The organism is Photobacterium kagoshimensis, assembly GCF_050337045.1.
In the GTDB taxonomy this organism is placed as follows: Bacteria; Pseudomonadota; Gammaproteobacteria; order Enterobacterales; family Vibrionaceae; genus Photobacterium; species Photobacterium kagoshimensis.
In genome coordinates this window covers 221,655-248,194 of record NZ_JAKJSO010000011.1, presented here as the reverse complement: position 1 = coordinate 248,194, position 26,540 = coordinate 221,655, and the positions used below count along the sequence as shown (strand labels likewise).

General features: G+C 45.5%; 23 protein-coding genes, 1 other RNA gene and 1 pseudogene. 15 read left to right on the top strand and 10 right to left on the bottom strand.

Annotated elements, in window-relative coordinates; translation table 11 throughout:
• Nucleotides 1-53: 53 nt before the first annotated feature.
• From L4C35_RS08895 to smpB, 3 genes and pseudogenes are all read right to left on the bottom strand, one after another.
• Nucleotides 54-338, bottom strand: a pseudogene (locus L4C35_RS08895) (metallophosphoesterase); the annotation flags it as partial.
• 377 nt (nucleotides 339-715) lie between these two features.
• Nucleotides 716-1,085, bottom strand: a transfer-messenger RNA (tmRNA) gene (gene ssrA / locus L4C35_RS08890).
• Between the two features lie 105 nt (nucleotides 1,086-1,190).
• On the bottom strand, nucleotides 1,191-1,673 hold the full coding sequence (gene smpB / locus L4C35_RS08885) for an SsrA-binding protein SmpB (RefSeq protein WP_428462548.1): 483 nt from the start codon (nucleotides 1,671-1,673) through the stop codon (nucleotides 1,191-1,193).
• A 162-nt stretch (nucleotides 1,674-1,835) separates the two neighbouring features.
• On the opposite strand from smpB, the gene L4C35_RS08880 reads away from it, so the two are divergent.
• Nucleotides 1,836-2,270: an SRPBCC family protein gene (locus L4C35_RS08880; protein WP_428462547.1), complete on the top strand. Its 435-nt coding sequence runs from the start codon at nucleotides 1,836-1,838 to the stop codon at nucleotides 2,268-2,270.
• Complete coding sequence (locus L4C35_RS08875; RefSeq protein WP_428462546.1) at nucleotides 2,260-2,574, top strand: RnfH family protein; 315 nt, start codon at nucleotides 2,260-2,262, stop codon at nucleotides 2,572-2,574. The genes L4C35_RS08880 and L4C35_RS08875 overlap by 11 nt, the downstream gene beginning before the upstream one ends.
• A gap of 114 nt (nucleotides 2,575-2,688) precedes the next feature.
• Here the strand turns inward: L4C35_RS08875 and bamE are convergent, their stop codons facing one another.
• From bamE to nadK, 3 genes are all read right to left on the bottom strand, one after another.
• Entirely contained in the window at nucleotides 2,689-3,045 is a 357-nt protein-coding gene (gene bamE, locus L4C35_RS08870; protein ID WP_428462545.1) for an outer membrane protein assembly factor BamE, read from the bottom strand.
• A gap of 220 nt (nucleotides 3,046-3,265) precedes the next feature.
• On the bottom strand, nucleotides 3,266-4,933 hold the full coding sequence (recN, locus tag L4C35_RS08865) for a DNA repair protein RecN (protein WP_428462544.1): 1,668 nt from the start codon (nucleotides 4,931-4,933) through the stop codon (nucleotides 3,266-3,268).
• 236 nt (nucleotides 4,934-5,169) lie between these two features.
• Nucleotides 5,170-6,060 carry an NAD(+) kinase gene (nadK, locus tag L4C35_RS08860; protein WP_428462625.1) on the bottom strand — a complete coding sequence of 297 codons (891 nt, stop codon included), beginning with the start codon at nucleotides 6,058-6,060 and terminating at the stop codon, nucleotides 5,170-5,172.
• 186 nt (nucleotides 6,061-6,246) lie between these two features.
• Between nadK and grpE the strand changes: the two genes are divergently transcribed.
• The 3 genes from grpE to dnaJ all read left to right on the top strand — a co-directional run bounded on the left by grpE (nucleotide 6,247) and on the right by dnaJ (nucleotide 10,238).
• Nucleotides 6,247-6,870: a nucleotide exchange factor GrpE gene (grpE, locus tag L4C35_RS08855; RefSeq protein ID WP_428462543.1), complete on the top strand. Its 624-nt coding sequence runs from the start codon at nucleotides 6,247-6,249 to the stop codon at nucleotides 6,868-6,870.
• 214 nt (nucleotides 6,871-7,084) lie between these two features.
• Complete coding sequence (gene dnaK, locus L4C35_RS08850) at nucleotides 7,085-9,004, top strand: molecular chaperone DnaK (RefSeq protein ID WP_428462542.1); 1,920 nt, start codon at nucleotides 7,085-7,087, stop codon at nucleotides 9,002-9,004.
• Between the two features lie 88 nt (nucleotides 9,005-9,092).
• Nucleotides 9,093-10,238 (top strand): molecular chaperone DnaJ, encoded by a 1,146-nt coding sequence (gene dnaJ / locus L4C35_RS08845; RefSeq protein WP_428462541.1) that lies wholly within the window; start codon nucleotides 9,093-9,095, stop codon nucleotides 10,236-10,238.
• Between the two features lie 82 nt (nucleotides 10,239-10,320).
• On the opposite strand, the gene L4C35_RS08840 is transcribed toward dnaJ, so the two are convergent.
• Nucleotides 10,321-10,794, bottom strand: a complete 474-nt coding sequence (locus L4C35_RS08840; protein ID WP_428462540.1) for a type IV pilin protein — start codon at nucleotides 10,792-10,794, stop codon at nucleotides 10,321-10,323.
• A 100-nt stretch (nucleotides 10,795-10,894) separates the two neighbouring features.
• On the opposite strand from L4C35_RS08840, the gene L4C35_RS08835 reads away from it, so the two are divergent.
• The 6 genes from L4C35_RS08835 to mepA all read left to right on the top strand — a co-directional run bounded on the left by L4C35_RS08835 (nucleotide 10,895) and on the right by mepA (nucleotide 15,944).
• Nucleotides 10,895-11,413, top strand: coding sequence for a pilus assembly FimT family protein (locus tag L4C35_RS08835; protein WP_428462539.1), 519 nt, complete (start codon nucleotides 10,895-10,897; stop codon nucleotides 11,411-11,413).
• Nucleotides 11,397-12,002, top strand: coding sequence for a PilW family protein (locus L4C35_RS08830; RefSeq protein ID WP_428462538.1), 606 nt, complete (start codon nucleotides 11,397-11,399; stop codon nucleotides 12,000-12,002). Before L4C35_RS08835 ends, L4C35_RS08830 begins: the two co-directional genes overlap by 17 nt.
• Nucleotides 12,002-13,312, top strand: a complete 1,311-nt coding sequence (locus L4C35_RS08825) for a hypothetical protein (protein WP_428462537.1) — start codon at nucleotides 12,002-12,004, stop codon at nucleotides 13,310-13,312. The genes L4C35_RS08830 and L4C35_RS08825 overlap by 1 nt, the downstream gene beginning before the upstream one ends.
• Nucleotides 13,302-13,712, top strand: a complete 411-nt coding sequence (locus L4C35_RS08820) for a type IV pilus modification PilV family protein (RefSeq protein WP_428462536.1) — start codon at nucleotides 13,302-13,304, stop codon at nucleotides 13,710-13,712. The genes L4C35_RS08825 and L4C35_RS08820 overlap by 11 nt, the downstream gene beginning before the upstream one ends.
• Before the next feature lie 279 nt (nucleotides 13,713-13,991).
• Nucleotides 13,992-14,969: a sugar-binding transcriptional regulator gene (locus tag L4C35_RS08815; protein ID WP_048898072.1), complete on the top strand. Its 978-nt coding sequence runs from the start codon at nucleotides 13,992-13,994 to the stop codon at nucleotides 14,967-14,969.
• Nucleotides 14,970-15,095: 126 nt separating this feature from the next.
• Nucleotides 15,096-15,944: a penicillin-insensitive murein endopeptidase gene (gene mepA / locus L4C35_RS08810; protein WP_428462535.1), complete on the top strand. Its 849-nt coding sequence runs from the start codon at nucleotides 15,096-15,098 to the stop codon at nucleotides 15,942-15,944.
• 122 nt (nucleotides 15,945-16,066) lie between these two features.
• On the opposite strand, the gene L4C35_RS08805 is transcribed toward mepA, so the two are convergent.
• The 3 genes from L4C35_RS08805 to rdgC form a co-directional block, all read right to left on the bottom strand.
• Nucleotides 16,067-16,321: a YfhL family 4Fe-4S dicluster ferredoxin gene (locus tag L4C35_RS08805; protein ID WP_428462534.1), complete on the bottom strand. Its 255-nt coding sequence runs from the start codon at nucleotides 16,319-16,321 to the stop codon at nucleotides 16,067-16,069.
• An 8-nt stretch (nucleotides 16,322-16,329) separates the two neighbouring features.
• Nucleotides 16,330-17,721 (bottom strand): prephenate-dependent tRNA uridine(34) hydroxylase TrhP, encoded by a 1,392-nt coding sequence (gene trhP / locus L4C35_RS08800; RefSeq protein ID WP_428462533.1) that lies wholly within the window; start codon nucleotides 17,719-17,721, stop codon nucleotides 16,330-16,332.
• Between the two features lie 287 nt (nucleotides 17,722-18,008).
• On the bottom strand, nucleotides 18,009-18,920 hold the full coding sequence (rdgC, locus tag L4C35_RS08795; RefSeq protein WP_428462624.1) for a recombination-associated protein RdgC: 912 nt from the start codon (nucleotides 18,918-18,920) through the stop codon (nucleotides 18,009-18,011).
• Between the two features lie 167 nt (nucleotides 18,921-19,087).
• Between rdgC and L4C35_RS08790 the strand changes: the two genes are divergently transcribed.
• From L4C35_RS08790 to phoR, 4 genes are all read left to right on the top strand, one after another.
• Nucleotides 19,088-20,329 (top strand): exonuclease SbcCD subunit D C-terminal domain-containing protein, encoded by a 1,242-nt coding sequence (locus L4C35_RS08790; protein ID WP_428462532.1) that lies wholly within the window; start codon nucleotides 19,088-19,090, stop codon nucleotides 20,327-20,329.
• 19 nt (nucleotides 20,330-20,348) lie between these two features.
• Nucleotides 20,349-24,149 (top strand): AAA family ATPase, encoded by a 3,801-nt coding sequence (locus L4C35_RS08785; protein ID WP_428462531.1) that lies wholly within the window; start codon nucleotides 20,349-20,351, stop codon nucleotides 24,147-24,149.
• Nucleotides 24,150-24,357: 208 nt separating this feature from the next.
• Nucleotides 24,358-25,047 (top strand): phosphate regulon transcriptional regulator PhoB, encoded by a 690-nt coding sequence (gene phoB / locus L4C35_RS08780; protein ID WP_048898076.1) that lies wholly within the window; start codon nucleotides 24,358-24,360, stop codon nucleotides 25,045-25,047.
• An 80-nt stretch (nucleotides 25,048-25,127) separates the two neighbouring features.
• Entirely contained in the window at nucleotides 25,128-26,438 is a 1,311-nt protein-coding gene (gene phoR / locus L4C35_RS08775) for a phosphate regulon sensor histidine kinase PhoR (RefSeq protein ID WP_428462623.1), read from the top strand.
• The last annotated feature ends 102 nt before the right edge of the window (nucleotides 26,439-26,540 follow it).

Genomic DNA, 26,540 nt, shown 5'->3' with positions numbered 1-26,540 from the left:
TTTAATGCGCGTAAAAGTGTGTATTTTGGTGTGCGCATGATTATGTGGGGGAGCGAGTCGCGGTGATGAGATATCGCTATATCAACTTTCCTAGGAAAGTTGTTAATAAATGCCTTGTGCTGCTCTTCAATCATTTGATGGCTGACGTACTTTGTATCATTCATCAGTTCTGAGTACGCATCTATTAGTTCAGGCGAGTATGTGTGGATAGGAAACCAAAGAGTGCCACCATAAATGGTACATCCTTCTAAATCAATTGATTCATTATCCAGAAAAAACAAGTTCGCAGTTGTGTCACTGTGCACTTTAAGTTTTGCTATTGGGGAGTATCTATTGTCTGTGGAGCTTATTGAAGCTTGCCATTGGCAGTTACACATGATGCATTCGAATGTTGCTGTTCTTTTGGGTATCGGTGGCGGAGGCGCTATCGGTTTGTTTCTTTGCATAAGCCAAGGGGCGCTGTGTAGAGAGGATGAACGGTCTCTCGAACTCGAGTGACTCGTTGTTGAGTGAGGTTTGGGTTGATAGCTAGCGATAGCCGAGTAGTCATTTTGCTAGTGTGGGTACACTAAATTGGGTGCTAAAAGCAGTGTTCCTTGCTGTGTACCTAAAAAGCAAAGATACCTGAGGGGGCGTTATGCATACACTCGTTAAGTCTTTGGTTTATTGCAGATACAAAAACGGGACATCCGAAGATGTCCCGTTTCCAAACGTTTGGTGGAGCTGGCGGGATTTGAACCCGCGTCCAAAACCAGTCGAACCAGAGGCGCTACATGCTTAGTCTGTCTTTATTCTCGTACCCGACACTGCGAACAGACACGCTATGCGAATACATACCAGAATTCTATTTCGCGGTTCACCTCTCTAGTCAAAGGTTCCCTCGCTATCTTGTTTGGGTTTGAACCCCTGTTATTCCCCGTCTTACAAGCGGAAGCTAGGGCAGGAGCGCTCTTAGCAGGGTATTAAGCTGCTAGTGCGTAGTTTTCGTCGTTTGCGACTATTTTTTTGCGGCTTTTAACGTGGCAAACCGCCCCACGACATGCTCCCAAAGCCTTCGTGATCCTGTCGAATCCTAAATCAGCCCCAGAGGTGTTACGCGTTCGATACTAGCATACTTTATATATGCGTCAACATATTACGATGTGACTAAGTGTTTATGGATAAAAATCGAACACTTAGCCACAAGTTGACTATCTTGCGCTGTGTTTCATGATGCGCGCTTTATCACGCTGCCAATCACGATCTTTACTGTCACTACGCTTATCGTGCAATTTCTTGCCTCGCGCTGTGCCTATCTTAATTTTAACCCAAGATGCCTTCCAGTACATGGTTAATGCCACAATGGTTTCACCATCACGGTTAACCGCGTGCTCTAACTTCTGGATTTCACGGCGGTTAAGCAGTAGCTTACGTACGCGTGTTGGATCGGCAACAACGTGGGTAGAAGCGGCATTCAGTGGGGTAATGGTGACACCCGAGATAAAGGCTTCGCCGTTACGTAGGAACACGTAGCTCTCTGAGATGTTGATTTTACCGTCACGAATGGCTTTTACTTCCCAGCCTTGTAGCGATAGGCCCGCTTCGTATTCGTCTTCAATCGAAAACTCATGACGCGCGGAGCGGTTTTTGGCAATGGTATTGCTACCTGGTTTACTTGGTTTTTTCTTGGCCATAAATACTCTTTTTATTCTGTGTCCCGCCAGTTTTTGGGCGGTCGAAGGGGATACTGGCTTCATAAGGCTTACAAAGGTAAGCGATTATGCGCTGCATTCCCTATTTTGGCTGTTAGCGCAGTAATGGTATCATTACTTTCGTCTAAGGGTTAAGGAGAAACTATGCCTCAGATCACTCGCTCTGCGTTAGTCCCTTTTAGCGCCAAGCAAATGTTTGATTTAGTTAACGATGTTGAGTCTTATCCTGCCTTTTTGCCAGGCTGTTCGGGCTCTAAGATTATCGAAAGTTCAGATCTACATATGATGGCGTCAGTCGATGTGGCTAAGGCGGGGATCAAGAAAACGTTTGTTACCCGTAATCAGTTAACCAGCTTTCAAAATATTGAGATGCAGCTTGTTGAAGGGCCGTTTCAGAAGTTAGCTGGTGGTTGGAAGTTTATCGAGCTTGATGCCGAAGCTTGTAAAGTTGAGCTTAATCTTGATTTTGAATTTACCAATGCAATTGTAGAAATGGCATTTGGTAAAGTATTTAAAGAGTTAACCGGTAATATGGTTTCTGCTTTTACGCAACGAGCAAAAGAGATTTATGGCTTCTGACGACAAGTTAATTCATGTGGAGGTGGTGTATGCGCTGCCTTCTGCTCAGCGAGTGATTAAACTCGCCATTACGGCCGATACGCAAGTACAGGCGATTATCGAGCAATCGGGTGTATTAGAAATGTATCCCGACATTGACCTTAAAAAGAATAAGGTGGGTGTGTATAGCCGTAACGTGAAGTTAGATGCGACAGTGCGTGATGGGGATCGATTAGAGATCTACCGTCCGTTATTGGCCGATCCGAAAGAGATCCGCCGCAAGCGTGCCGAGCAAGCGAAGAAGGCGGCAGAAGCGAATAAATAACACGACTTATTGTTTGCTGCTTCAGACATAAAAAAAGCTCGCGATATGCGAGCTTTTTTGTCTCTGCCATTTGGTGATAATGCCAAGATGGAGGCGTTCACAGCCTAATTTTGATTAGTTCATGCCATCCATGAACTGAGCGCTTGGCTGGTAATCACCCGATAAGCCTATCAATTTGTTGTTTTTATCAAAGCTTAGCGTGAGGTCTTTTTGTTGTGGTTCATCATGACCTGGCTTGTGGTAGTAAACATAGTACCAAGTGTCAGGGTGGCCTTGCTCTACTAGCATTGGCGAACCTAATACATAGCGTACTTGTTCTTTATTCATACCAAATCGAAGTGTATCGACATCTTTTGCTTCCAAGAAGTTACCTTGGTTGATGTCAATACGGTAAACCAATCGTTCAACAACTGAACAGCCACCCAGTAGACTCAGTGCTAACGTAAGTGCGGCAATGTTTTTCCAACTCATAGCATCCCGGCGTATTCGCTTTAACTGCTGCGATAATAAACAAGCTCGAAGCAGAAGTAAAAAGGCAGATAAAAAACAGTGGATCTCAATCAATACGATACCTGCTTAGGTATTGATCAAGTATACAGACTGCCATTACTTTAATAAGTTGCATGGCAGTACTGGTTATTTTATCACGTTGTCGGGGCAGGCGCTGAAAATAGATTGTGATAAATCTTCGCTATGCCGCAATCAGTAATTCTTTTGCGTTGGCGAGGGTGCGCTCGGTGATTTCACTGCCGCCTAATAAGCGGGCCAGTTCTGCAATGCGGTCGTCTTGCTTGAGTGGACGCATGCTGGTTTCGGTTTGGCCTTTGCTGGCTGTTTTGGCGACAAACATTTGCTGATGGCCACAGCCTGCCACTTGCGGTAAGTGGGTAACACACATTACTTGGGTCGATTCGCCTAATGTGCGTAGCATTTTGCCGACAATCGCCGCTGTCGGGCCACTGATACCTACATCGACTTCATCGAAAATCAGGCTTGGTGTTTCTACTTTTTGCGCGGTGATCACTTGGATTGCCAGTGAAATACGTGACAGCTCACCACCCGATGCTACTTTACCAAGCGGCTGTAAAGGTTGGCCTGGGTTGGTTGATACCAAGAAAGTAATGGTGTCGAAACCCAGTGGACTTAACATGCCAGTGGCGTCGCTTTGGATATCGATATTGAAAATACCGTGTTCCATACTGAGTTGGTGCATGCTGTCGGAGATTTTCTTATCTAATTCTTTGGCGTAACGCTGGCGGCTCTTACTCAGTTTTTCTGCGCGGGCAATGAACTGTTGGCGTTTTACTTCTACTTCGTCGGCTAAGCCGTCTAGGCGCTCGTCGCTACAATCTAGATCGTCTAATTCTTTCAGTAATTCTTGGTGTTTCTGGTAAAGATCAGCAGGCATCACGTAATGCTTGCGCGCCAATGACATGATCTTGGCTAAGCGCTCTTCAAGGTAGACCAAGCGTTGTGGATCCATGTCCATCGCATCTAAGTAGCAGCGTAGCTCTTGGCTGGCTTCTTGCACTTGGATGATCGCTTCTTCCAGCATTTGTGGCACGGTATTTAGCTGGCTGTCTAGCTCGCCAAGGGCGCACACTTGCTGGCTGGCCATTTGCAGTAATTGCAGGGCGTTAGCATCGTCGTTATCGTACAAAATCGCTAGGGCACTTTGGCTCGACATTGCCAATTCGCCAGAGTTCGACAGGCGTTTGTGCTCTTCTTCGATTTCTTGGTATTCGTCTTCACCCAGTGCTAATTCATCCAACTCTTTTACTTGGTATTGGATTAATTGCTTTTGGGCTTCGTTTTCTTCTCGGCTTTGGCTTAAGCGTTTTAGCTCGTTACTTGCTTGGCGCCACACTTGGTAAGCTTGGCGTGTTTTATCCATTAATACGTGGTGACCTGCGTATTGATCCAGCATTTGTTGCTGATGATCAGCACGCATCAGTTGTTGGTGTGCGTGCTGGCCATGAATATTGATCAGCAGTTGGCCAAGCGCTTTTTGCTGGGAAGCGGGCACAGGGCTGCCGTTGATAAAACCTCGTGAACGACCTTCTTTGGTGATCACGCGGCGTAAAATACATTCGTCGCCATCACATAATTCATTGTCTTCTAACCAGCGACGAGCGGCTTGGTTATTGGCCAGTGAAAACGCGGCTGAAATTTCAGCTTTGTCTTCATTGGGGCGAACCATGCAAGCTTCGGCGCGATCACCAAGGCATAAGCCTAAGGCATCAATCGCAATGGATTTACCAGCACCTGTTTCACCAGTAATGGTGGTCATTCCTGGCTTTAGTTCAAATTCAAGACTTTTGACAATAGCAAAGTTAGAGATCGTCATATGAGCGAGCATGTGTTCACCTGTTTAAATCAACACCTGTGTTTTCATACAGTATATACTGTATCTACATACAGTAAAGATACCTGTGCATATTTTTGTGATGAAAGAAGCAGAGTGATTATTTTTTATCTAACTTAATGATAAGTAGTGAAATATTTGAGCGGGTAAAAATAAAAAAGCCAGCGCGATGGCTGGCTTCTCAATCATGAAGAAGGTGTTTTATTACTGTATACAGGTATTACGTGCGATTAGAACAGCTTACTCGACCAGCCTAACTTGCCGCGTAGGACTTCATAATAACTGTAGTTTTTCGGGTGGATCAGCTGCAAGCACTCAGGGCTTTGGTAAATGTGAATTTCATCACCAGGGCTGACTGGCAAAGAGACTTGGCCGTCGCAGCTCACCTCAAGGGTACTGCCGTTATCAGGTGATACCAACAACTTGATCCTACGATTCCCATCGACCACCAATGGGCGGCTAGAGAGGGTATGTGGGAACATAGGGACCAAGGTAATGGCGTTTAAGCTGGGTGATAAAATCGGGCCACCGCCAGACAGTGAATAGGCGGTTGAACCTGTTGGCGTGGCAATGATTAAGCCATCTGAGCGCTGTGAAAAGGCGAAGGCTTCATCGATGTAGACTTCAAACTCTATCATGTGCGCGACTTTGCCCGGGTGCAATACCGCTTCATTTAAGGCGGCGTTACGGCTTTTAATTTGGCCGTGACGGTGCACTTCGGCTTCCAATAAAAAGCGTTGCTCGGTAACAAATTCGCCTTGCAGTACAGCTTCTAATTCTTGATCGAAGGTATCGGGGTCGAGATCGGTTAAGAAGCCAAGATTGCCTCTATTTACCCCAATAACCGCAATGTCGAAGCGTGACAATACACGCGCTGCGCCCAACATGTTGCCGTCACCACCCACCACGATGGCAAGGTTGGCTTTATCGCCGATGGTGAGTAAATCACAAAAACAATCAGCTGGGATCTCGATATCGCTTTCAAGGCGGTGATCAACCAACACGTTATAATTTTTAGCCGTTAGCCAATCGTACAGTGCCTTGTGCGTTTGCAGGGCATCTGGATTTCTCGGTTTACCAATTAACGCGACAGTGTCAAAAATGCGCTTCATGTCCTTGATCCGACGAGTGATAGTGGAGGCAGTATAGCCTCTGGATGAGAAGAATGTCGCGCTTTGTGAACGATATCAGCTTGAATCATTGAAGTTCATCCCCATAATATGCGCAAGACTGTTTTTTGTGTGGGGCTTTGTGTTTCAATCCCACGCAATATTTTGAACTCAATATCTTGGCGGAGAAGCGAAAGCATGAGCAACGAAGAGAAAAAAGTACAGGACGAGCAACTACAGCAGGAAAACACTGTAGAAACGGCTGAGACTGTATCTGCTGAGGAAGAAGTTGTTGAAATGACAATGGAAGAACTTCAGGCAGCACGCATTGCTGAACTAGAAGCGGCATTGTTAGCAAGCGACGCGAAAGCGAAAGAAGCTGTTGATGCATCACTACGTGCACGCGCAGAAGGTGAAAACGTTCGTCGCCGTAGCGAGCAAGAAATTGATAAAGCACGTAAGTTCGCGCTTAACAAGTTTGCTGAAGAGTTACTGCCAGTTATCGATAACATGGAACGTGCTATCGAAATGACTGACAAGAACGATGAAGCACTGAAGCCAATGCTTGAAGGTGTTGAACTAACGCTGAAAACCATGACAAGCACGGTTGAGAAGTTTGGCCTTAAGCAAATCGACCCAATGGGCGAAGCGTTTAACCCAGAGTTCCACCAAGCGATGACTATTCAAGAAAGCGCGGATTTTGCTCCTAACTCAGTAATGCTAGTGATGCAGAAAGGTTACGAGCTAAACGGCCGTGTTATTCGTCCTGCGATGGTAATGGTATCTAAAGCCCCTGCGGGTAACATTGATACGCAAGCGTAATCGTTGCGAGCAAATGATGGAAAGCTCGCTTCGGCGGGCTTTTTAATTTTTTTGCATTTTTTTTCTTGGGTCCCCCTTGAAAAGCTGTCGGCTGACCTTATTTATTAGTCATACGACATCGTAAAGATATTTTTCGGGGAACATCCCCAATTGCTAGTGTCACTTTTGATGAGTGACTAGCCAGTACAATTAAACGAATTTCGGAGAGAGCCTGATGGGTAGAATCATTGGTATTGACTTGGGTACAACTAACTCTTGTGTAGCAGTACTTGATGGTGACAAACCACGTGTAATTGAAAATGCAGAAGGTGAGCGTACAACGGCATCTGTTATCGCTTACACTCAAGATGGTGAAACATTAGTTGGTCAACCAGCTAAGCGTCAGGCGGTAACAAACCCTGAGAACACTCTTTTCGCTATCAAGCGTCTTATCGGTCGTCGTTTTGAAGACGAAGAAGTACAGCGCGATATCGAAATCATGCCTTTCAAAATTGTTAAGGCTGACAACGGCGATGCATGGGTAGAAGCGAAAGGCCAAAAAATGGCTGCTCCTCAAGTATCTGCTGAAGTACTTAAGAAAATGAAGAAAACTGCAGAAGACTACCTTGGTGAGGCAGTAACTGGCGCAGTTGTAACCGTACCTGCTTACTTTAACGATGCACAGCGTCAAGCAACAAAAGATGCTGGCCGTATCGCAGGTCTAGATGTTAAACGTATCATCAACGAACCTACAGCAGCAGCACTAGCTTACGGTCTTGATAAGCAAGGCGGCGACCGCACTATCGCTGTTTACGACCTTGGTGGTGGTACATTCGATATCTCTATCATCGAAATCGATGAAGTTGAAGGCGAGAAAACATTTGAAGTTCTAGCAACTAACGGTGACACACACCTTGGTGGTGAAGACTTCGATAACCGCATGATCAACTACTTAGTAGACGAATTCAAAAAAGAGCAAGGCATCGATCTGAAGAACGATCCTCTTGCTATGCAACGTGTTAAAGAAGCAGCTGAAAAAGCGAAGATTGAACTATCTTCTGCACAGCAAACTGACGTAAACCTTCCTTACGTTACTGCTGATGCGACTGGTCCTAAGCACATGAACGTTAAAGTAACGCGTGCGAAACTAGAATCTCTAGTTGAAGACCTAGTTCAACGTTCTCTAGAGCCACTAAAAGTAGCACTAGCAGATGCAGACCTATCTGTAGGCGACATCACTGATGTTATCCTAGTGGGTGGTCAAACACGTATGCCTATGGTTCAAGCTAAAGTTACTGAGTTCTTCGGTAAAGAACCACGTAAAGACGTGAACCCAGATGAAGCAGTTGCAGTAGGTGCAGCGGTTCAAGGTGGTGTTCTAGCGGGCGACGTTAAAGACGTTCTTCTACTAGACGTTACTCCTCTATCTTTCGGTATCGAAACGATGGGCGGCGTGATGACTAAGCTAATCGAGAAAAACACAACTATCCCAACAAAAGCGGATCAAGTGTTCTCAACAGCTGAAGACAACCAAAGTGCGGTAACTATCCACGTACTTCAAGGTGAGCGTAAGCAAGCGACTTACAACAAGTCTCTAGGCCAATTCAACCTAGAAGGCATCCAAGCAGCACCACGTGGCATGCCACAAATCGAAGTTACTTTCGACCTTGATGCTGATGGTATCCTGAATGTGTCTGCGAAAGACAAGCAAACAGGTAAAGAGCAGAAGATCACTATCCAGGCATCTGGCGGTCTTTCTGAAGAAGAAATCGAAAAAATGGTTCAAGAAGCAGAAGCTAACAAAGAAGCGGACAAAAAGTTCGAAGAGTTAGTTACTGCACGTAACCAAGCTGACCAAATGATCCACGGCACTCGTAAGCAAATTGATGAAGCTGGTGAAGCTCTTCCTGCTGACGAGAAAGAGAAAATTGAAACAGCAATCAAAGAGCTAGAAGAAGTGAAAGGTGGCGAAGATAAAGAAGCTATCGACACTAAAGTTCAAGCACTTATGACTGCTGCTCAAAAGCTAATGGAAATCGCTCAGCAACAAGCTCAAGCACAACAGGCGCAAGCTGGTGGTGCAGAGCAAGCTCAACCACAAGATGACAACGTAGTTGACGCTGAATTCGAAGAAGTTAAAGACGAAAAAAAATAAGATAGTTAATTCATAATCTTATTTATGCACGGGCGTTAGAGTAAACCTCTCACGCCCGTAGCTGTATTAAAGGCGGGTGACTTTTAGTATGTCAAAACGTGATTTATATGAAGTTCTGGGTGTCGGTCGCGATGCCTCAGAGCGTGATATTAAAAAGGCGTATAAGCGTCTTGCCATGAAGTTCCACCCTGACCGTAATCAGGGTGATGACAGCGCGGCTGATAAATTCAAAGAAGTTAAGACAGCATACGAAATCTTAACGGATCCACAAAAGAAAGCAGCTTACGACCAGTACGGTCATGCAGCCTTTGAACAAGGCGGCATGGGTGGCGGCGGTGGCGGCTTCGGTGGTGGTGCTGACTTCGGCGATATCTTCGGCGATGTGTTTGGCGATATCTTTGGTGGCGGCGGTGGCCGACGTCAACAACAACGCCAACAGCGCGGTGCAGACCTACGCTACAACATGGAACTAACCTTAGAAGAAGCTGTACGTGGCTGTTCTAAAGAAATCCGTGTACCAACATTAGTAGCCTGTGATACGTGTGACGGCAGCGGTGCGAAGAAAGGTTCTTCTGCAACTACTTGTGGCACTTGTCATGGTCAAGGCCAAGTACAGATGCGTCAGGGTTTCTTTGCGGTTCAGCAAACCTGTCCACACTGTAATGGTCGCGGTAAGATCATCAAAGACCCTTGTGGTACTTGTCATGGTCATGGCCGTAAAGAAGAAACCAAAACGCTATCAGTTAAAATCCCTGCTGGGGTGGATACTGGCGACCGTATTCGTCTTTCTGGTGAAGGTGAAGCGGGCGAGTTTGGTGCACCAGCAGGTGACTTGTATGTACAAGTTCACGTCGCAGAGCACCATATCTTTGAGCGTGATGGTAACAACCTTTACTGTGAAGTACCGGTAAGCTTTACAATGGCAGCACTGGGTGGCGAAGTAGAAGTCCCTACCCTAGACGGCCGTGTAAACTTGAAAGTACCAACAGAAACGCAAACCGGCCGTATGTTCCGTATGCGTGGTAAAGGTGTGAAATCTGTACGTGGTGGCGCTATTGGTGATTTGATCTGCAAACTTGTTGTAGAAACACCGGTTAGCCTAAGCTCACGTCAGAAAGAGCTACTGCAAGAGCTTGAAGAAAGCTTTGGCGGTAAAGCGGCAAGCAAGCACAAGCCTAAATCAGAAGGTTTCTTCAACGGTGTGAAGAAGTTCTTTGATGATTTGACTGGCTAAGCGTTAAGCTCGCAAAGTTAAAGAAAAGCCGCCGTGTTTAGTAACTCGGCGGCTTTTTTGTGTCTGGCGAACAGCTAATTATTTACCAACAGCTACTATTGCCACTTGCGCTACCTATTCCAGCGGCATTGAGATTCAGCGTGCCACATTCATCTTTATTTTGCCCAGTCGTTGATTGTGGTGTGGCTTTAACGATATAAGTGCTAGCACCTGTGCCAGAGCTATCAATAGTCATTTTGTAGCGGTTAGTGTCTGTTTCACAAAATGCACATGTACCATTAGCGACTAAGGTGTAATCATAGCTGCCTGATTGATTATATTTTTCTTCCAGAGTTAATTGTATTTTCATCATGTCAGCCATCGCTTGGGTTCGATGGGATTTGAGCATGTGGTCGGCATAAGAGGGATAAGCAATAGCTGATAATATCCCTATAACGGCTACCACTATAAGTAGCTCGATCATGCTCACACCTTTTTGTATCTTCATTTTAAATATTCTCTTATAAAGTAGATGTAACCCTAAACTCGCTTTCATAAAATCTTCACTATTTTGCATTGGTGATAGCATGACAATCAATGTAATGAGATTAATTAGATTTGTTTATCGTAAGGATTGCGTTATGGATCGCGAATTAATGTTTATCATGGAGTGAGAGATGCATAAACATAAGCGAGTTATCGGGTTTTCTTTAATTGAGTTGTTGATTACCATTTCGGTAGTTATTATTTTTATGAGCTCAGCTGCTCCAGCATTTTCTAATTTAATCGAAAAAGAAAAATTAAAACGCTTAGCTACAGAAATCGAATGGCTATTTGTTTTATCTAAATCAGAATCAGTAATGCGCAGTAATGATGTTATTGTGGTTTTTTCAAACATTCCTAAAAAAGCCAGTGATAGCACATCGAAGTGGTCTATTACAGCTATGGATAAAACAACAAATGATATTATCGCTAATATTAATGGGACTGATTTTAACGGTGTCGTTGTCTCTCGTTCCTTTCAAAAAACAAGCGTGGATTTTAGCTCGTTAACTGGTCGCCCAAGACAAAATGGCAGTTTGATATTTAACACAAAAAACAATACTGAAAATATCAAAGTAAAAGTAAGTAACATTACTGGACGGATTTATACATGCTCTGAGCTTGGAGGCTATAACTATGGTATCTGCAGTTAAGAAAAATAGCGGGTATAGTTTAATCGAGTTAATGGTTGCATCAACAATTAGCTTGATAGCTTTAGGTTTTGTATCGTCGGTATTTTTATCTGGATATAAACTTAACTCTCAACGATCATTGGAATTAATGGTCGCTCAAGATTTAAATGACACATTAAAAATGATGAAAGAAGACATTGTTAGGGCGGGCTACAATGAAGGCATGGGCTCTAGCTTTGTGATCACAGGGACAGACCCATCGATGGTTGTGCATCTATCTCCATCACCGCCAGCCATCGCAAATTGTATTTCTTACGGTTATTACGATGGAACGAAAAAATATTATCGGTCGTATTATAAAAGTAATAATCGATTAAATGTTTTAACGTCTGAAACTTCAACCATTGACGTAAATGGTCTTTGCAAAAATGGCAAATCTATCTTTGATTATAAAAAAATCAATGTGAATGCTTTTGATATAAAAACAAAGATGATTACAAAAGGTGGTGTTACCAGTCAGCTAATTACGTTAGATATCGATGTATCTAGTGTCGGTAGCCAAATATCAAATAAAAAATCAGTCACTATCCAGACTAGGAATTGGGGATAATGAATAAGCAAAGAGGCGCAATCACCTTATTAGTAACATCAATGGTAGCAGTCGCATCGTTGCTGTTCTCACTAGCATCGTATAAAAACACTTACTATCAAATCAAGAGAACGCAAAATGAAGTATTAACCTCTCAAGCACATTGGAAAGCTGAGGGGGGATTAGAATGTGGTTATTCAACCATGAAAAATTCATCAAACCCTACCAATGCAGACATGTCTGGCTTCTTTCCCTCTGGTTGTAACTCTGAGTTAGGCATTACATTAAAAGCAACAAAAATACCTTCAAGTTCAGATTTTATCCTTTCTGCAAATCATGCTGGTCGTGCAAATAAAACGATAGAAAGAACTGTTGTTGTTAATTCTACTAATAACTCGTCGGGTGTTCTTCAGACTGGGTCTAATATGTACACCCATTCTTCTATAGAAATTAAGAAGCCAGATCCAGGTAAAGAAACAGGTGTTGGTTGGGAGTGTATTGCAGTTAAGTATCGTGGTGAGTTCAAACCTTTTGGTGCTTTTACAAATAGAGGTTTATCTCATATTAATAATGATGATTTTAACCGTAAAGGTAAAGATTGTTTATCGACTCATATGACAAATAGTGGGGGCGGAGATAACTTATTGCAAGATGTTGTTCATGATCCAAATATGAGCCCTTTTGCTGATTTTTTTGGTGTGAGTGATGTAGAACATAATAAAGTACGAGATGCAAAGTTTGATATAGTTTTATCTAAATCGTCACCCGGTACAGGAACTAATAAATACAATGGATTTAAGGGGTGTGGGGCTGCAATTAAGTCAGCAATGGACCAAGGACATGATTCTGTATGGGTTGAAGGGCATTGTGATATAACGGGTAAAGAATTTAATGAAATTATTGCTTTATCTAATTCGCCGTCTATCGATGGTGTAATGATAATGGTTCATGACGGATTATTCTCTATTTACCCCAATAATAATGCGCAAGTTGATAATAAATTTCAGGGTATAATTTTTCATTATAACCTTGATTATAAGGTTAACTTTAATGACTGGAAAGATAGCCAAGCTTATGCTCAATTAAGCCATATACCATCAAACTTTGGTGAAAATGTTAAGAAAGCAAGTTACTTTCAGCGTGGTTCATTATGGGTTAGTGGTGGCATCATATTGGATGCTAAACATATAGAAAATGGTAAATACACATCTCAAAATGCACTTTTAGAAACGTCATCAGTCATTAATTATAATGGAAAGCACTTCTCTAAATTTGGTGGCGGTAGTAGCGGTGAGGTTAAATGGTTAAAAGGATCATGGAATGACTTCTAATCAAAAAGGCTCGAGTTTAATAGAAGTGCTGTTGTCATTAGTTGTGATGTCTGTGGCTATACTGGGCCTCATTAAAATGCAGACCTATATGGATGTAAGGTCAGAAAATGCATTACATACATTAGATGCACTGCACTTCGCCGAAGAAAAGCTAGAGCTTTATCGTACGCGCTCTCAAAGCGCAGCGGGCGGTACTATTGCTTATGATTCGATTGTGAATGGCACAGATACTGTTTTGCTCGGCAATAAAAATGCTACGCGTACGGTTGTTGTAAAAGACAATTTGCCAGCCATTGGGATGAAGAAGGTTGAGGTTTCAGTTAGTTGGCAAGATCGTAGGGCTGAAAATCAAGCTGTTAAGTTAGAAACCATCATCTCGAAGTACAGTGAGTTTGATTAGCTATAAATTAACAGTAACGAGTATACAAACCATGTGATGAAGCTTTTGGGTTCCAATGCACCAAAAGCTGTACAAGCTAATATATATCAATAAATCAAAGTGTTAACTATGGCTTTCGATGTGCCATTTACTGCCGTAAAGAAGCGTTCAGCGATAAGTTGATTATCTCCATTTTCGCTGTACGCGCTATTTTCTACTTGCTGTTTTGATCTACGTCTCGCCTGATTTGATGCATCTCTGTATGATGAACATATTGATTCTTAAGTAATAGATCCTGTAATGACCACACAGCCTGAATCCTCCCATGTCGACAGTGACCAACTGACTGAAATTGCGATTGCTTACTACCAAGAAGGCGCGACCCAAGAAGAGATCTCTAAAAAGTTTGGGATGTCGCGTGCCAAAGTCGGCCGCTTATTACGCCGTGCACGTGATGAAGGTGTGGTCGAAATTACAGTGAAATACCACCCTGTGTTTAGTGAAAAACTGGAGCAGCAGTTGGTAGAACGCTTTGGTTTGAAGCGTGCCTTGATTGCGCTGGATCAACCCGATGACGAAAGCCAACGTCAGCAAGTGGCGAGCCTGATTTCAAGTTACCTGTCTTCAATCCTCACCGATGATATGGTGGTGACTGTGGGGCAAGGACGTAACATTGCGTCTATCGCCAACCATGTCGGTGTAGTGCCGCACCGTAAGTGTCGTTTTGTGTGTGGTATTGGTGGTACGCACCGTTCAGGTAATGCGATTAACGCCGATCATATCTGTCGTCAGCTGGCGAAGAAATACGATGGGATCAGTGAGACCTTATATGCCCCTGCCTATGTGGAAGATATAACGGTAAAAGAAGCCTTCATGAAAAATGGCACAGTCAAAGAAACCCTAGATCGTGCTCGCCGCGCCGATGTTGCTTTGGTTGGCGTGGGTGATATGAACGAGAACAGCCACATGGTTAAACTGGGCTGGTTTACACCACAAGAAATTGTTGAAGCACGGATCCGTAAAGGCGTGGTCGGCGATATTGCAGGTTATGATTTTTTTGATAGCCAAGGTAATAAAGCCGATACCATGATGAGCGATCGGGTGATTGGTCTTAGCATGGAAGAGCTACGTAACATTCCTACTGTGGTGGTGACGGCGGCAGAAAACAGTAAAGCGTTAGCCTTGTTAGGCGCGTTACGTTCTGGTGTTGTTGATGTGTTGGCAACCAGCGTGAGTAATGCCCTGACAATTTTGAACCTAGACCAACAAATGAAGTAATCCCCCTGAATTTATCGGATATTTTTTGAAGCTGCCTCGTGCAGCTTTTTTAATGGGCGCAAGTTAGGACTGCTATGCTATATCCAAGCGCCACGCTCAATTTGCGTGAACCATGGAGGGCGGCTTGTGTTTCGAATCGTGTTACTGTCATGCTTATTGTTCGGCTTTGGATTAATCTCTTTGCCAGTTGTAGCAAGCCCGTGGGAGAAAGTCAGCGAACCCAGCAAAGGTGATTCTGAGGCGATAGGAACTTACAGCAATGGCTGTATGGCAGGCGGTGAAGCGCTCCCCCTGCAAGGCGATGGTTATCAGGTGATCCGCTCTCATCGTGGTCGCTACTATGGCCATCAAGCGATGATAGTGTTTCTGCAACAGCTATCGAAACAAGTGAACGAACTGGAGCTTGGTAATTTACTGGTCGGCGATATTGCGATGCCGCGAGGTGGTCGCTTTTCTTCGGGTCATGCGAGTCACCAAACGGGCTTAGATGCCGATATTTGGTTAAAAATTACCGATAAGCCGCTCGATAAAAATGCCTTGGTTGAAGCGCAGCCATTGCCTATGGTTCACATCAAAGATTATAAAATTAATAAAGCGAACTGGAGTGATAAGCAAGCATTGCTGGTGCAGTTAGCGGCTGCGGATGAGCGGGTTGCGCGTGTTTTTGTTCACCCAGTGATCAAAGAGCAATTGTGTCAACGCGAGTGGAAACAGCGCGATTGGCTGCAAAAAGTCCGCCCGTGGTGGGGGCACTATTATCACTTTCATGTGCGTTTACATTGCCCCGAAGGCAGTGATAATTGTAAAGCGCAAAAAGCCCCGCCTGCGGGGGATGGTTGTGGGGCTGAGCTTGCGTCTTGGAAACCCAAACCGAAAGTGAAATCGGACAAGAATAAAACGACTGCGAAAAATACCACCAAGAAAAAGAAACCCGTTAAGATCCCGCCAGCGCAGTGCATGGCTTTATTAAAGTAGTGCCCTATTCTGGGGTAAGCTATTGATAAATAACTGATATAGCAGATACAAAAAAAGCGCCCAGCGGCGCTTTTTTATCGAATCTATTTGTGTTTAACCTTGTTGCTTAGCAAGGCGAGCTTTTAGGTTAACCCTTGGATAATCACAAACTTTTCGAGTAATTCATCGTCAGTCTCAACATGGTTAGGATCAACGATAATGCAGTTTGTGATAGGACACACCGACTGGCACGTTGGCTTGTCGTAGTGGCCTTTACACTCTGTACAAAGGTCGACATCAATCTCATAGATTGAGTCGCCCATGGTGATCGCTTCGTTAGGGCACTCAGGATCACACATGTCACAGTTAATGCATTTATCGGTAATGAATAACGCCATAACCTTGATTAACCGTTTTGTTGTGCGTGCGGGTTACGCGTGTCTTGACCTGAATTCAGGTTACGCATCAGTAGACCGAACTCAAGATCCATATCTTGCGGTACCGGGATGAAGACAAAGTGGCCGTTACCTTTTGCATCATCGATGACTTCAGACTTACGGTTTTCCATTGTTTCAAGGCTGAAGATAACGTTACCTTTTGGTGTCATTACTTCTAGGCTATCGCCAACAACGAATTTGTTCTTCACTTCAACTTCAGCTAGATCGCCACGGCGTTTACCTGTGAACTCACCCACAAACTGTTGAGAATCAGAAATTGAGTAGCCGTAGTCGTAGTTTTGGTATGCATCGTGAGTGTGACGACGAAGGAAACCTTCAGTGTAACCACGGTGTGCTAGGCTCTCTAGCGTACCCATTAGGCTAGCATCAAACTCTTTGCCTGCAACGGCATCGTCAATCGCTTTACGGTAAACCTGCGCAGTACGTGCACAGTAGTAGAAAGACTTAGTACGGCCTTCGATTTTCAGTGAATGAACACCCATCTTGGTCAAACGATCAACGTGCTGAACCGCGCGTAGGTCTTTTGAGTTCATGATGTAAGTGCCGTGCTCATCTTCAAATGCCGCCATTTTTTCTTCAGGGCGGTGGCTTTCGCTCAGTAGTACAACTTCATCTGTTGGTTTACCAAGACCAAGCGTGTTGTCTGGGCGCTCTTGTGCATCTTGCATTTGAACGGCAGCAGCGTCTTGTACTTCAACGATTTGACCAGCATCGTTTTCAGTCGCTTTTTCAGTTTTGTATTCCCAACGACAAGCGTTAGTACAAGTACCTTGGTTTGGATCGCGTTTGTTGATGTAACCAGAAAGCAGACAACGACCAGAGTACGCCATGCAAAGTGCACCGTGTACGAAAATCTCTAGCTCGGTATCTGGGCAGTTTTCGCGGATCTCTTCGATTTCTTCTAGTGATAATTCACGAGAAAGGATCACACGCTCAACGCCTTGAGTAGACCAGAATTTAACGGTTGCCCAGTTAACAGCATTCGCTTGAACAGATAGGTGAATAACAACGTCAGGGAAGTTTTCACGTACCATCATGATAAGACCAGGATCGGACATGATTAGGGCATCTGGGCCCATATCGACGATAGGCTTAAGATCGCGAATAAAGGTTTTTAGTTTCGAGTTATGCGGCTGAATGTTACATACCACGTAAAGCTTTTTGCCTTGAGCATGGGCTTCATCGATACCGATTTTTAGGTTTTCGTGGTTGAATTCGTTGTTACGAACACGAAGACTGTAACGTGGCTGGCCAGCGTAGACTGCATCTGCACCGTACGCGAATGCGTAGCGCATGTTTTTAAGACTACCGGCAGGGGATAACAATTCAGGTTTAAACATAGCTCTATAATTCTCTGTGTCTGATTGCAAATCAGGCCGCAATCACCTAGTGATGCGGAAGGAGGCGCGATTTTACTGTGAACTCGCCCACAAAGGCAATATAAGTATAGAAATGCGGCCAGATTTGGTGTGGTGTTGCGAAGTGTTATCAAGTAGAGGCGAGAGAGGAGGTTATTTGCGTGATTCACACCGTAAATAGAGAGCCGTTGTTTGGCTCTGAGGGGTTAGATAAAAAGAAGGCTACCACTGTGGGCAGCCTTGCTTAGAGATTGAACGTGGCGAGTGCCTTATTCTTTGGCTTCTAAACCGCCCAGTACTTCAAATAGGTTCGGTAAGAACGCCGAGAATTCACCGCACATCAGTGACAGATCAGCATCAATACGTGCTGCCACTTCTTCGCGGTCAATGTCTTCGTTTTCATCTTTTAATTCATCGCTGAATTTCAGACGTTTTACTGATAGATCGTCGCTAAGGATGAAGTCGATGCGATCTTGCCAGTTTAGCGCCAGCTTAGTTACCAGCTTGTCTGCTTCAATGTGTGCCAGAATTTCATCACAGCTCAAGTCTTGCTGTTTACAACGGATCACACCGCCTTCTTCTAGCATGGCTTTAAATTCAGCTTCTTCACCGATAGTGAAACCAGTTGGGCTTGCATTTGAACGTACCCATTCTGTTATGGTGAGTTCAGCTGGTTTTTCTGGTGTAACAGGCACAACAGGCAGGCTACCAATAGACTTACGTAGTAGTGCTAGCATGTCTTCTGCTTTTTTGAAGCTACCTGCATCCACAATCACATAGCCGAGCTTTGGCATGATCAGGGCGTAAGTTTGAGAGTGACGGCTGAAGGCGCGTGGCAACAAGTCCATCACGATTTCATCTTTGATGGTGTCTTTTTCTGTTTTCTTCAGCTTACGACCAAGATCTTTTTCTTGCATCTCGATCTTGTTGTTCATTGATTCTTTAATCACTGAAGCTGGCAGCATTTTTTCTTCTTTGCGTGCACAAATCAGAATGTTGTCACCTGCAACATGGGTAAACATATCACCGTGCTTACCTAACGCGTGCGCCCAGCCAAATTTGTGTTGGTCTTGGCTTCCACAAGGCGTGAAGCGGAATTCTTCCAACTGCTTTTCAAGTTGATCTGGATTAAGGTCGATTTCGCGAGTAAAGCGATAGGTCAGTATGTTTTTAAACCACATCATGGCTGCTTCAAATCCTAGGTTGGGCATTAGGTTGCCAATCTTATTGTATTTCTGATTTGTTTGCTGTGGTTTTTAGCAAATTCCTTGGCTTATCGCTTTGCTCTTAAAGCCAGTGGGTTACAATCGACAGCAGTAAATCACTGGGTAGCGTGAATAAAATTGTTATGAAAATCCTCCACACATCTGATTGGCATCTCGGCCATCAACTGCACGGGTATAGCCGTGATTATGAGCATCAAGCTTTTCTTGATTGGTTAGCTGATACCTTAGAGCAGCACCACATTGATGCCTTATTGGTGGCGGGAGATATTTTTGATACCGCAAACCCGCCTGCAAGTGCATGGCGGATGCTTTATCGTTTCTTGGCGCGCCTGGCGAAAAATATGCCGCAGCTTGATGTGGTCATGATCGGTGGTAACCATGATTCGCCAAGCAAACTGGATGCGCCTCATGAGTTGCTCAAAGCCTTTGATCTGCACATGGTCGGTGGGATCCATCGCCATGAAGATGGTGAACTAGATTGCGATCGTATGCTGGTGCCACTGACTAACCACAGTGGTGAGCAAACGGCTTGGGTGCTGGCAGTGCCATTTTTGCGCAGTGCCGATCTACGTACGGAAGCGCTAGAAGATGATGATGACCGCTTAATCAAAGGGGTTGAAACCTTATACGCCGAAATGACAGCGGCTGCCCGTGAGCGCTGTACCGATCAGCAAGCTTTGATTGGGATGGGGCATGCGTACATGGCGTCGGGCAAGTTGTCTGAAATGTCAGAGCGCCGCGTATTAGGTGGCAACCAGCATGCACTGCCTGCCTCTATTTTTGCCGATGATATTAGCTATGTCGCGTTGGGGCATTTACACCTAGCCCAGCGTGTTGCTAAGCAAGAGCATATTCGCTACAGCGGCTCGCCATTGCCATTATCCATGTCGGAACGTGACTATAAACACCAAGTGGTGATCACTGAACTATCGGGTTCACAGGTGAGTGATATTGAACAAATCTTTATCCCGCGTACGGTTGATATGCTCAAAGTACCCACCAAACCCGCCCCACTGGATGAGGTGATTAATGCCCTTAAAGCGCTTGAGGTTGACGCGCTACCACGTGAACAGCAACCCTTTTTAGAAGTGCATGTGCTGCTGGATCAACCACAAGCTTTGCTGCGAGAAAAAGTACTGCAAGCTTTAGATGGCAAAGCGGTACGTCTGGCCAAAATTACCCCGCATTATCAGCAAACCGAGCAGGAAAACCCGCTCAATCAGCGTCGATTGTCTGAAGTGTCGCCTCAGCAAGTGTTTGCGCTGAGCTGGGCGAAAAAGTATGAAGGTGAACCAAGCACTGCCATGACGGGGGCGTTTGAATCTTTGCTGGTACAAGTTGAAGAAAGCGATACGGCACAATAAGTAGGCTGGGAATTAAATAATGAAAATTTTAGCGTTACGTGGTGAGAACCTTGCCAGCCTTCAATCGAGCTTTGAGATTGATTTTGCCAATGGTCGTTTAGGCGACAGTGGCTTATTTGCGATCACTGGTAAAACAGGTTCGGGTAAATCCACCTTACTGGATGCCATTTGCTTAGCGATTTACGACCGTATTCCTCGCTTGCAAGCCAACAAGAAAAACGATGCCGAAATCGGCCGAGATAACGATAACAGCCGCATTAAAGCCAATGATGTCCGCAGTATTTTGTCGCGCGGCAAAGCGGAAGGTTTTGCCGAAGTGGACTTTGTCGCCAACGATGGCAGTTACTGGCGCGCCCACTGGCATGTACGTCGTGCGCGTGGCCGTGCTGATGGCCGTATTCAAGCCTCGGAGCAGTGGCTCGAAAACATCGAAACGGGTCAGCGCTTTGCAGGGAAGAAGCAAGAACTTCAAGTTGAAATAGAACGCTTGATTGGCCTGAGTTTCGAGCAGTTTCGTCGTGCCGTGATGTTGCCACAAGGGGAGTTTGCGGCTTTCCTAAAAGCGGGCGCTGATGAGCGTGCTGCGCTGTTAGAGCGTATGACGGGCGGTGAAATTTATGGCCGTTTGTCAGTCGCGGCATACGAGCGAGCGCGTGAAGAAAAACAGCAGTTAGAACAGCTTCAAAAACAGCTGGGTGATATTGCGCTGTTATCTGATGAAGACAAGCAAGCGTTAAACGAACAACTGGCCGCTTTAAAACAAGCGCTCACTCAACTGAACACGAATATTCAAGTATTCAAGCAGCATCAACAAGCTGTGGTGTCTGAACAGCAATTGACATCACGGGTGAGTGCCACCAAAGAGCAGTTATTGGCAGCGACAGAACAACAAGAGGCAGCCAAGCCGCGTTATCAGCAACTCGAACAGATAGAAAAAGCCCAACCCGCTCGCGGTGACTATGTCTTGCTGCAACAAGTACAGCAACGTATTACCACCTTGGTTTCCGCTTTGACTAAGGCAGAGCTGAGTGTGAGTGAGCAACAAGGTCATGCTGATACTGTGCTGACAACGGTTGAGCAAGCAAAGAAAGCGCTAGCGGATGTTGAACAAGCTTGGTTGCAACTTGAGCCGAAATTAAAAGAAGCGGCACGTTTTGATCAGCAGGTAGAGACACACCGCCAGCAACTAGCACAGCAACAAAAAGAGCAACAGCAACTTGCCAGTCAAGTGGCGGAGCAGCAGCAATTGTTGGGTGCTAATCAGCACCAGCAGCAAGAGTTGCAGCAGCGTCAGCAACAGTTGGCGATTTTCTTTGAGCAACAACAGATCATTAAGCAGGTATCGGCGCAATACGATGCGGTGCAGAGCAGTTTAAGCCAATATTTGGCCGCGCACCGTCAGTTGAGTAGTTTGAGTAAAGACAAACAGCAGATCGAAAAAGATCAGTTAGATCATCAAGCCCAGCAAGTGGCACTTGATCAGCAATTAACGGATCTTCAAGTGCAGCGCCAGCAAAGTGAAAGCCAATTAGCGGGGCTTGATTTTGATAAGCTAGCTGCCGAACAAGCGGCCGATCAGCAGCAATTACAGCACCATCAGCAGGCACTCGATGACGTGCGCAGCGGGATGGCAGCGCTGAGAGAAAGTGAAGGCTATCTGGCACAAATTGAAACGCGTTTTGATGAATACCAGCAGCAATGCCATGAACAGCAGAGTGCAGAGCAACGCTTAACGTTACTCCAGCCTGATATTGCAGGCTTGAAGCTCCGTCATCAAGAAGCTGAGACCATTTTGCAGCAAAGCCGCGCTGTCTTGAGCTTGAATGATTACCGCGCTCAGCTACAACCTGATGCCGCCTGCCCCTTGTGTGGTTCGCACGATCATCCATATGCCAGCGATGAGCCTTTGGTTGACAGTGTGCTCGCTGTGCAAACACAAAACGTCGCCGCCTTGCAGCAGCAGTTACAACAGCTGGAAAGTGAAGCCCATGCATTACAACTACAGCAACCGAAAATTCAGCAACGCATTAGTGAGTTAGGCAATGAGTTAACGCGTTTGCAGCCCTTGTTTATTACGCCACTGGTTAAGAATAATGAGCTGCTACAAGCATTAACCGCAGAGGGAGCCGTGCTGGCTTTACAGCAGTTTGAAGTCTTGAGTGAAGACCGCCCCAATCGTGCTGTGTTAACTGATCAGCAACAGCTGTGGCAACAGCAACTTGAAGGGCTACTTAGCGCTTACCAAGCCATACAGCAACAGTTAGATCAGCGCCAAATTCAAATGAATAAGGTGCGTCAACAGCAGCAAATATTGCAAAACATTCAGCAGCAAGAAAGTGCGCTAAAAGACACCCTAAGTCAGCACAACCAGCGTACGACTCAGTGGCAAGAACGTCTCAATTCACTGCAACAGCAAAGTGCCGTGCAGCAAGAAATCTTACACGCCCGTGATAGTGCGCTAAACCATGTTTATGGCAGCGATGAATGGCTACAACAACTGCGCCAGCATGGTGAAGCCCAGTACCTTGAGCAGTTGCAGCAGGCGGTGGAGCATTATCATCAGCAGGTGCAGGCACAGGAACAAGCTGAGAAACAGTTAAATGAACTCGCACCTATGCTTGCGACTCAAGCATTGGCGTTGAAACAAGTGCAGGATGAGCAGCAACAAGTTGAAAAAGTGCTGGAGCAGTGCAATCAGACGATAGCGCAGCTATGGCAACAGCGTTGTGCGCTGATTGGTGAACAAGCCATTGTGACATTGGAACAAAACCATAAATCATCACTCGAGCAGCAGCGTGCTCAACTGAGTCAGGTTGAAGCGCAATTACGTCAAGTCCAGGATGCATTAACCGCAGCCAATACTCATGTGGTAAATATCAAACAACAGCAGTTGGATGCAGATCAAGAGCTTCAAACCCATCAAGCCACATGGCTGCAATGGTTAGAAAAGTTGGTAGTTGATGAAGCCCAGTTGATTGAACTCTTAAATAAAGACGATGTGTGGCTCAGCCAAGAACGCACCGAGCTAAAAGCGATTGAGCAAGCGGTTTCGGCAGCGCAGACGTTATTGGTCGAACGTGAGCAAGCCTTGGTTGAGCACCAACCCGTGCTATTGGCGGCGAAAGCTTGGTTTAGCGAACATGAGTTTGCCGATGATCTTGCTCAGCAAGGCGAGCAACTTGCCGAGTGGGAAAGCGAGAAATCAGCGCAAGAAGAGCAGGTATTCCAGCTCCGCCAGCAGATTGATAATGCTGAAAAAGCCGAACAGCAAGTGGGGAGTTTGAAACAAAAACTGATCACTCAGCAAGAACAAGCCGAGCTGTGGCTACAAATGAACGAACTGATTGGTTCGGCGACCGGCAATAAGTTCCGCACCTTGGCACAAGGGTTAACTTTGCAGCAGCTGGTGGTATTGGCCAACGAACATTTGCACGATTTAGCGCCACGCTATGCGTTGCAGCCTGTGCCCAATAGTCCGCTGGCACTGCAAGTGATCGACCACGATATGGGCGATGAAGTCCGCAGTGTTGAATCCTTATCTGGCGGCGAAAGTTTCTTGGTCTCATTAGCCTTGGCATTAGCGCTGGCTTCACTGGCGGCGGATACCCGTCAGCTTGGTTCACTCTTCATTGATGAAGGCTTTGGTACGCTCGATCCTGATAGCCTTGAAATGGCATTGGCTTGCTTGGATGCGCTGCAAGCCGATGGTCGTCAGATTGGCGTGATTTCTCATGTCGGTACGCTGGTGGAACGTATCGGTGTGCAAGTGGCGGTGGAAGCCATGGGCGGCGGTCGCAGTCAGATTGCGATTCGAGGATAGTTGCGATTTATCGTCTCTAATTGATTGATTTGTAATGTAGCATTAGCATAGATGGCTGATGCTGCTTACATCATACAATGTTCATTGAGACCTTAATTAAAGCTTTCATCGTGACGATGACTTTTATTACAGTAGGTCACAAAAGTGTCATAATTAACCCTGATAATGACGCCGACGACAGCAAACGACAATTAGGTAATAGATCACTATGGTAAGACGGATTCTTGTTGTAGAAGACGAAGCGCCCATCCGCGAAATGCTGTGCTTTGTACTTGAGCAAAAAGGTTATCAAGCAATTGAAGCTGAAGACTACGACAGCGCGCTTGAAAAAATTTGTGAACCGTACCCTGAACTTATTCTGCTCGATTGGATGTTACCGGGTGGTTCGGGCATCAACCTCATCAAGCACCTCAAGCGTGATGAAATGACACGCCAGATCCCGGTTGTTATGTTAACAGCACGTGGTGAAGAAGAAGATAAAGTCCGTGGGTTAGAAGTCGGTGCCGACGACTACATCACTAAGCCTTTCTCACCGAAAGAGCTGATGGCACGTTTAAAAGCGGTAATGCGCCGAGTATCACCAACGTCCTTAGATGATGTGATTGATGTCCATGGCTTGAAACTGGATCCTGTCTCTCACCGTGTGACCTCGAATGAAGCACCGTTAGACATGGGCCCAACTGAATTTAAAATGCTGCATTTCTTTATGACGCACCAAGAGCGTGTTTATAGCCGCGAACAGTTGTTGAATAATGTGTGGGGCACCAATGTATACGTCGAAGATCGCACAGTAGATGTGCATATTCGTCGTTTACGTAAAGCGCTTGAGCCTGATGGTCACGATAAAATGGTACAGACGGTACGTGGTGCGGGTTACCGTTTTTCGACGCGTCTTTAGTTAATAATTACGAAGAGTAAATAGCCGCAAAGGGTAGATAGGGTTCAGTATTTATCTCGATGCGCGGTGTTGAGGTAAACATGGTTGAACGCTTGTCGTGGAAAAAAATGGTGTGGGAACTGCTGCTCATGTATTTGCCTTGGGTGGTACTCGGGCTGATTTTTGACTCCATTTCTATGTCATGGTTTCTACTGGTTGGTACATGGCTACAGCTGCTATGGCATTTTCATCATCAATTAAAAATGTCGAACTGGCTATGGAAAGAGCGCAGTTTAACCCCACCTTCTGGCTCGGGTAGCTGGGAGCCATTGTTCAATGGCATCTACCGTTTGCAGCAACGTAATCGTCGCCGCCGTAAAGAGCTCGCCACTATCATTCGCCGTTTCCGTAATGGTGCTGAATCGCTGCCAGATGCTGTGGTGGTGTTTCGCAGCGAAGGCAACATCGTGTGGTGTAATAAGCTTGCTCAGCACCTTTTAGGGTTTCGTTGGCCTGATGATGCGGGTCAACCGATCAGTAACTTATTGCGCAGCCCTGATTTTGTTCGTTACCTTGCCAAGCAAGAGTTTGAACAGCCGCTCGAAATTACCGCGCCGTTTAATTATGACCGCACTCTAGAGCTACGTATTATGCGCTACACCGAGGGTGAATACCTGATGGTCGTGCGTGATGTGTCTCAGGTAAAGCAACTTGAAGGCATGCGCCGTAACTTCTTCGCGAATGTTTCTCATGAATTGCGTACCCCAATGACGGTACTGCAAGGCTATCTTGAAATGTCGAAAGACCCTGAGATCTTGGCTGGACCTATGTGGGGTAAAGCACACGGGGTGATGACGGAACAGCTAGTTCGAATGAACTCGCTGGTGGAACAACTGCTTACGCTGTCTAAAATTGAAGCGGCACCAAACATTGAGCTTGAAGAAGTGGTTAATGTCCCTGCGATGCTCGAAATTTTAGAAAAAGAAGCGGTATCGTTAAGTGGTGATCGTGGCCATCAGTTCATTTTTGATGTGGATGATAAGCTGCATGTGTTTGGCGATGATGATCAGCTACGCAGTGCGATTTCTAACTTGGTTTACAATGCGGTAAAACACACACCTGATGATGCGGCGATTACCGTTCGCTGGTATCAATCGTCAGATGGGCCTCGTTTAGAGGTCACGGATAGCGGCGAGGGTATTGAACTGCAGCATATTCACCGCTTAACCGAGCGTTTTTATCGGGTAGACAAAGCGCGCTCGCGTGAGACCGGTGGCAGTGGCTTGGGCTTAGCGATTGTTAAACATGCCTTGAGTCACCACGACTCGCAGTTAGAGATCACCAGTGAAGTGGGAGAGGGCTCTACCTTTGCCTTTACTCTACCAAGTCGGTTGGCCTCACAGGCGGCATAGTCATTAGACCTAGGCACTAAAAATTAGGTACTAATAATTAGATACTAAAATTTAGCCGTCATCATAGAGCGATCACCCTGTGATCGCTTTTGTCGTTTCTTT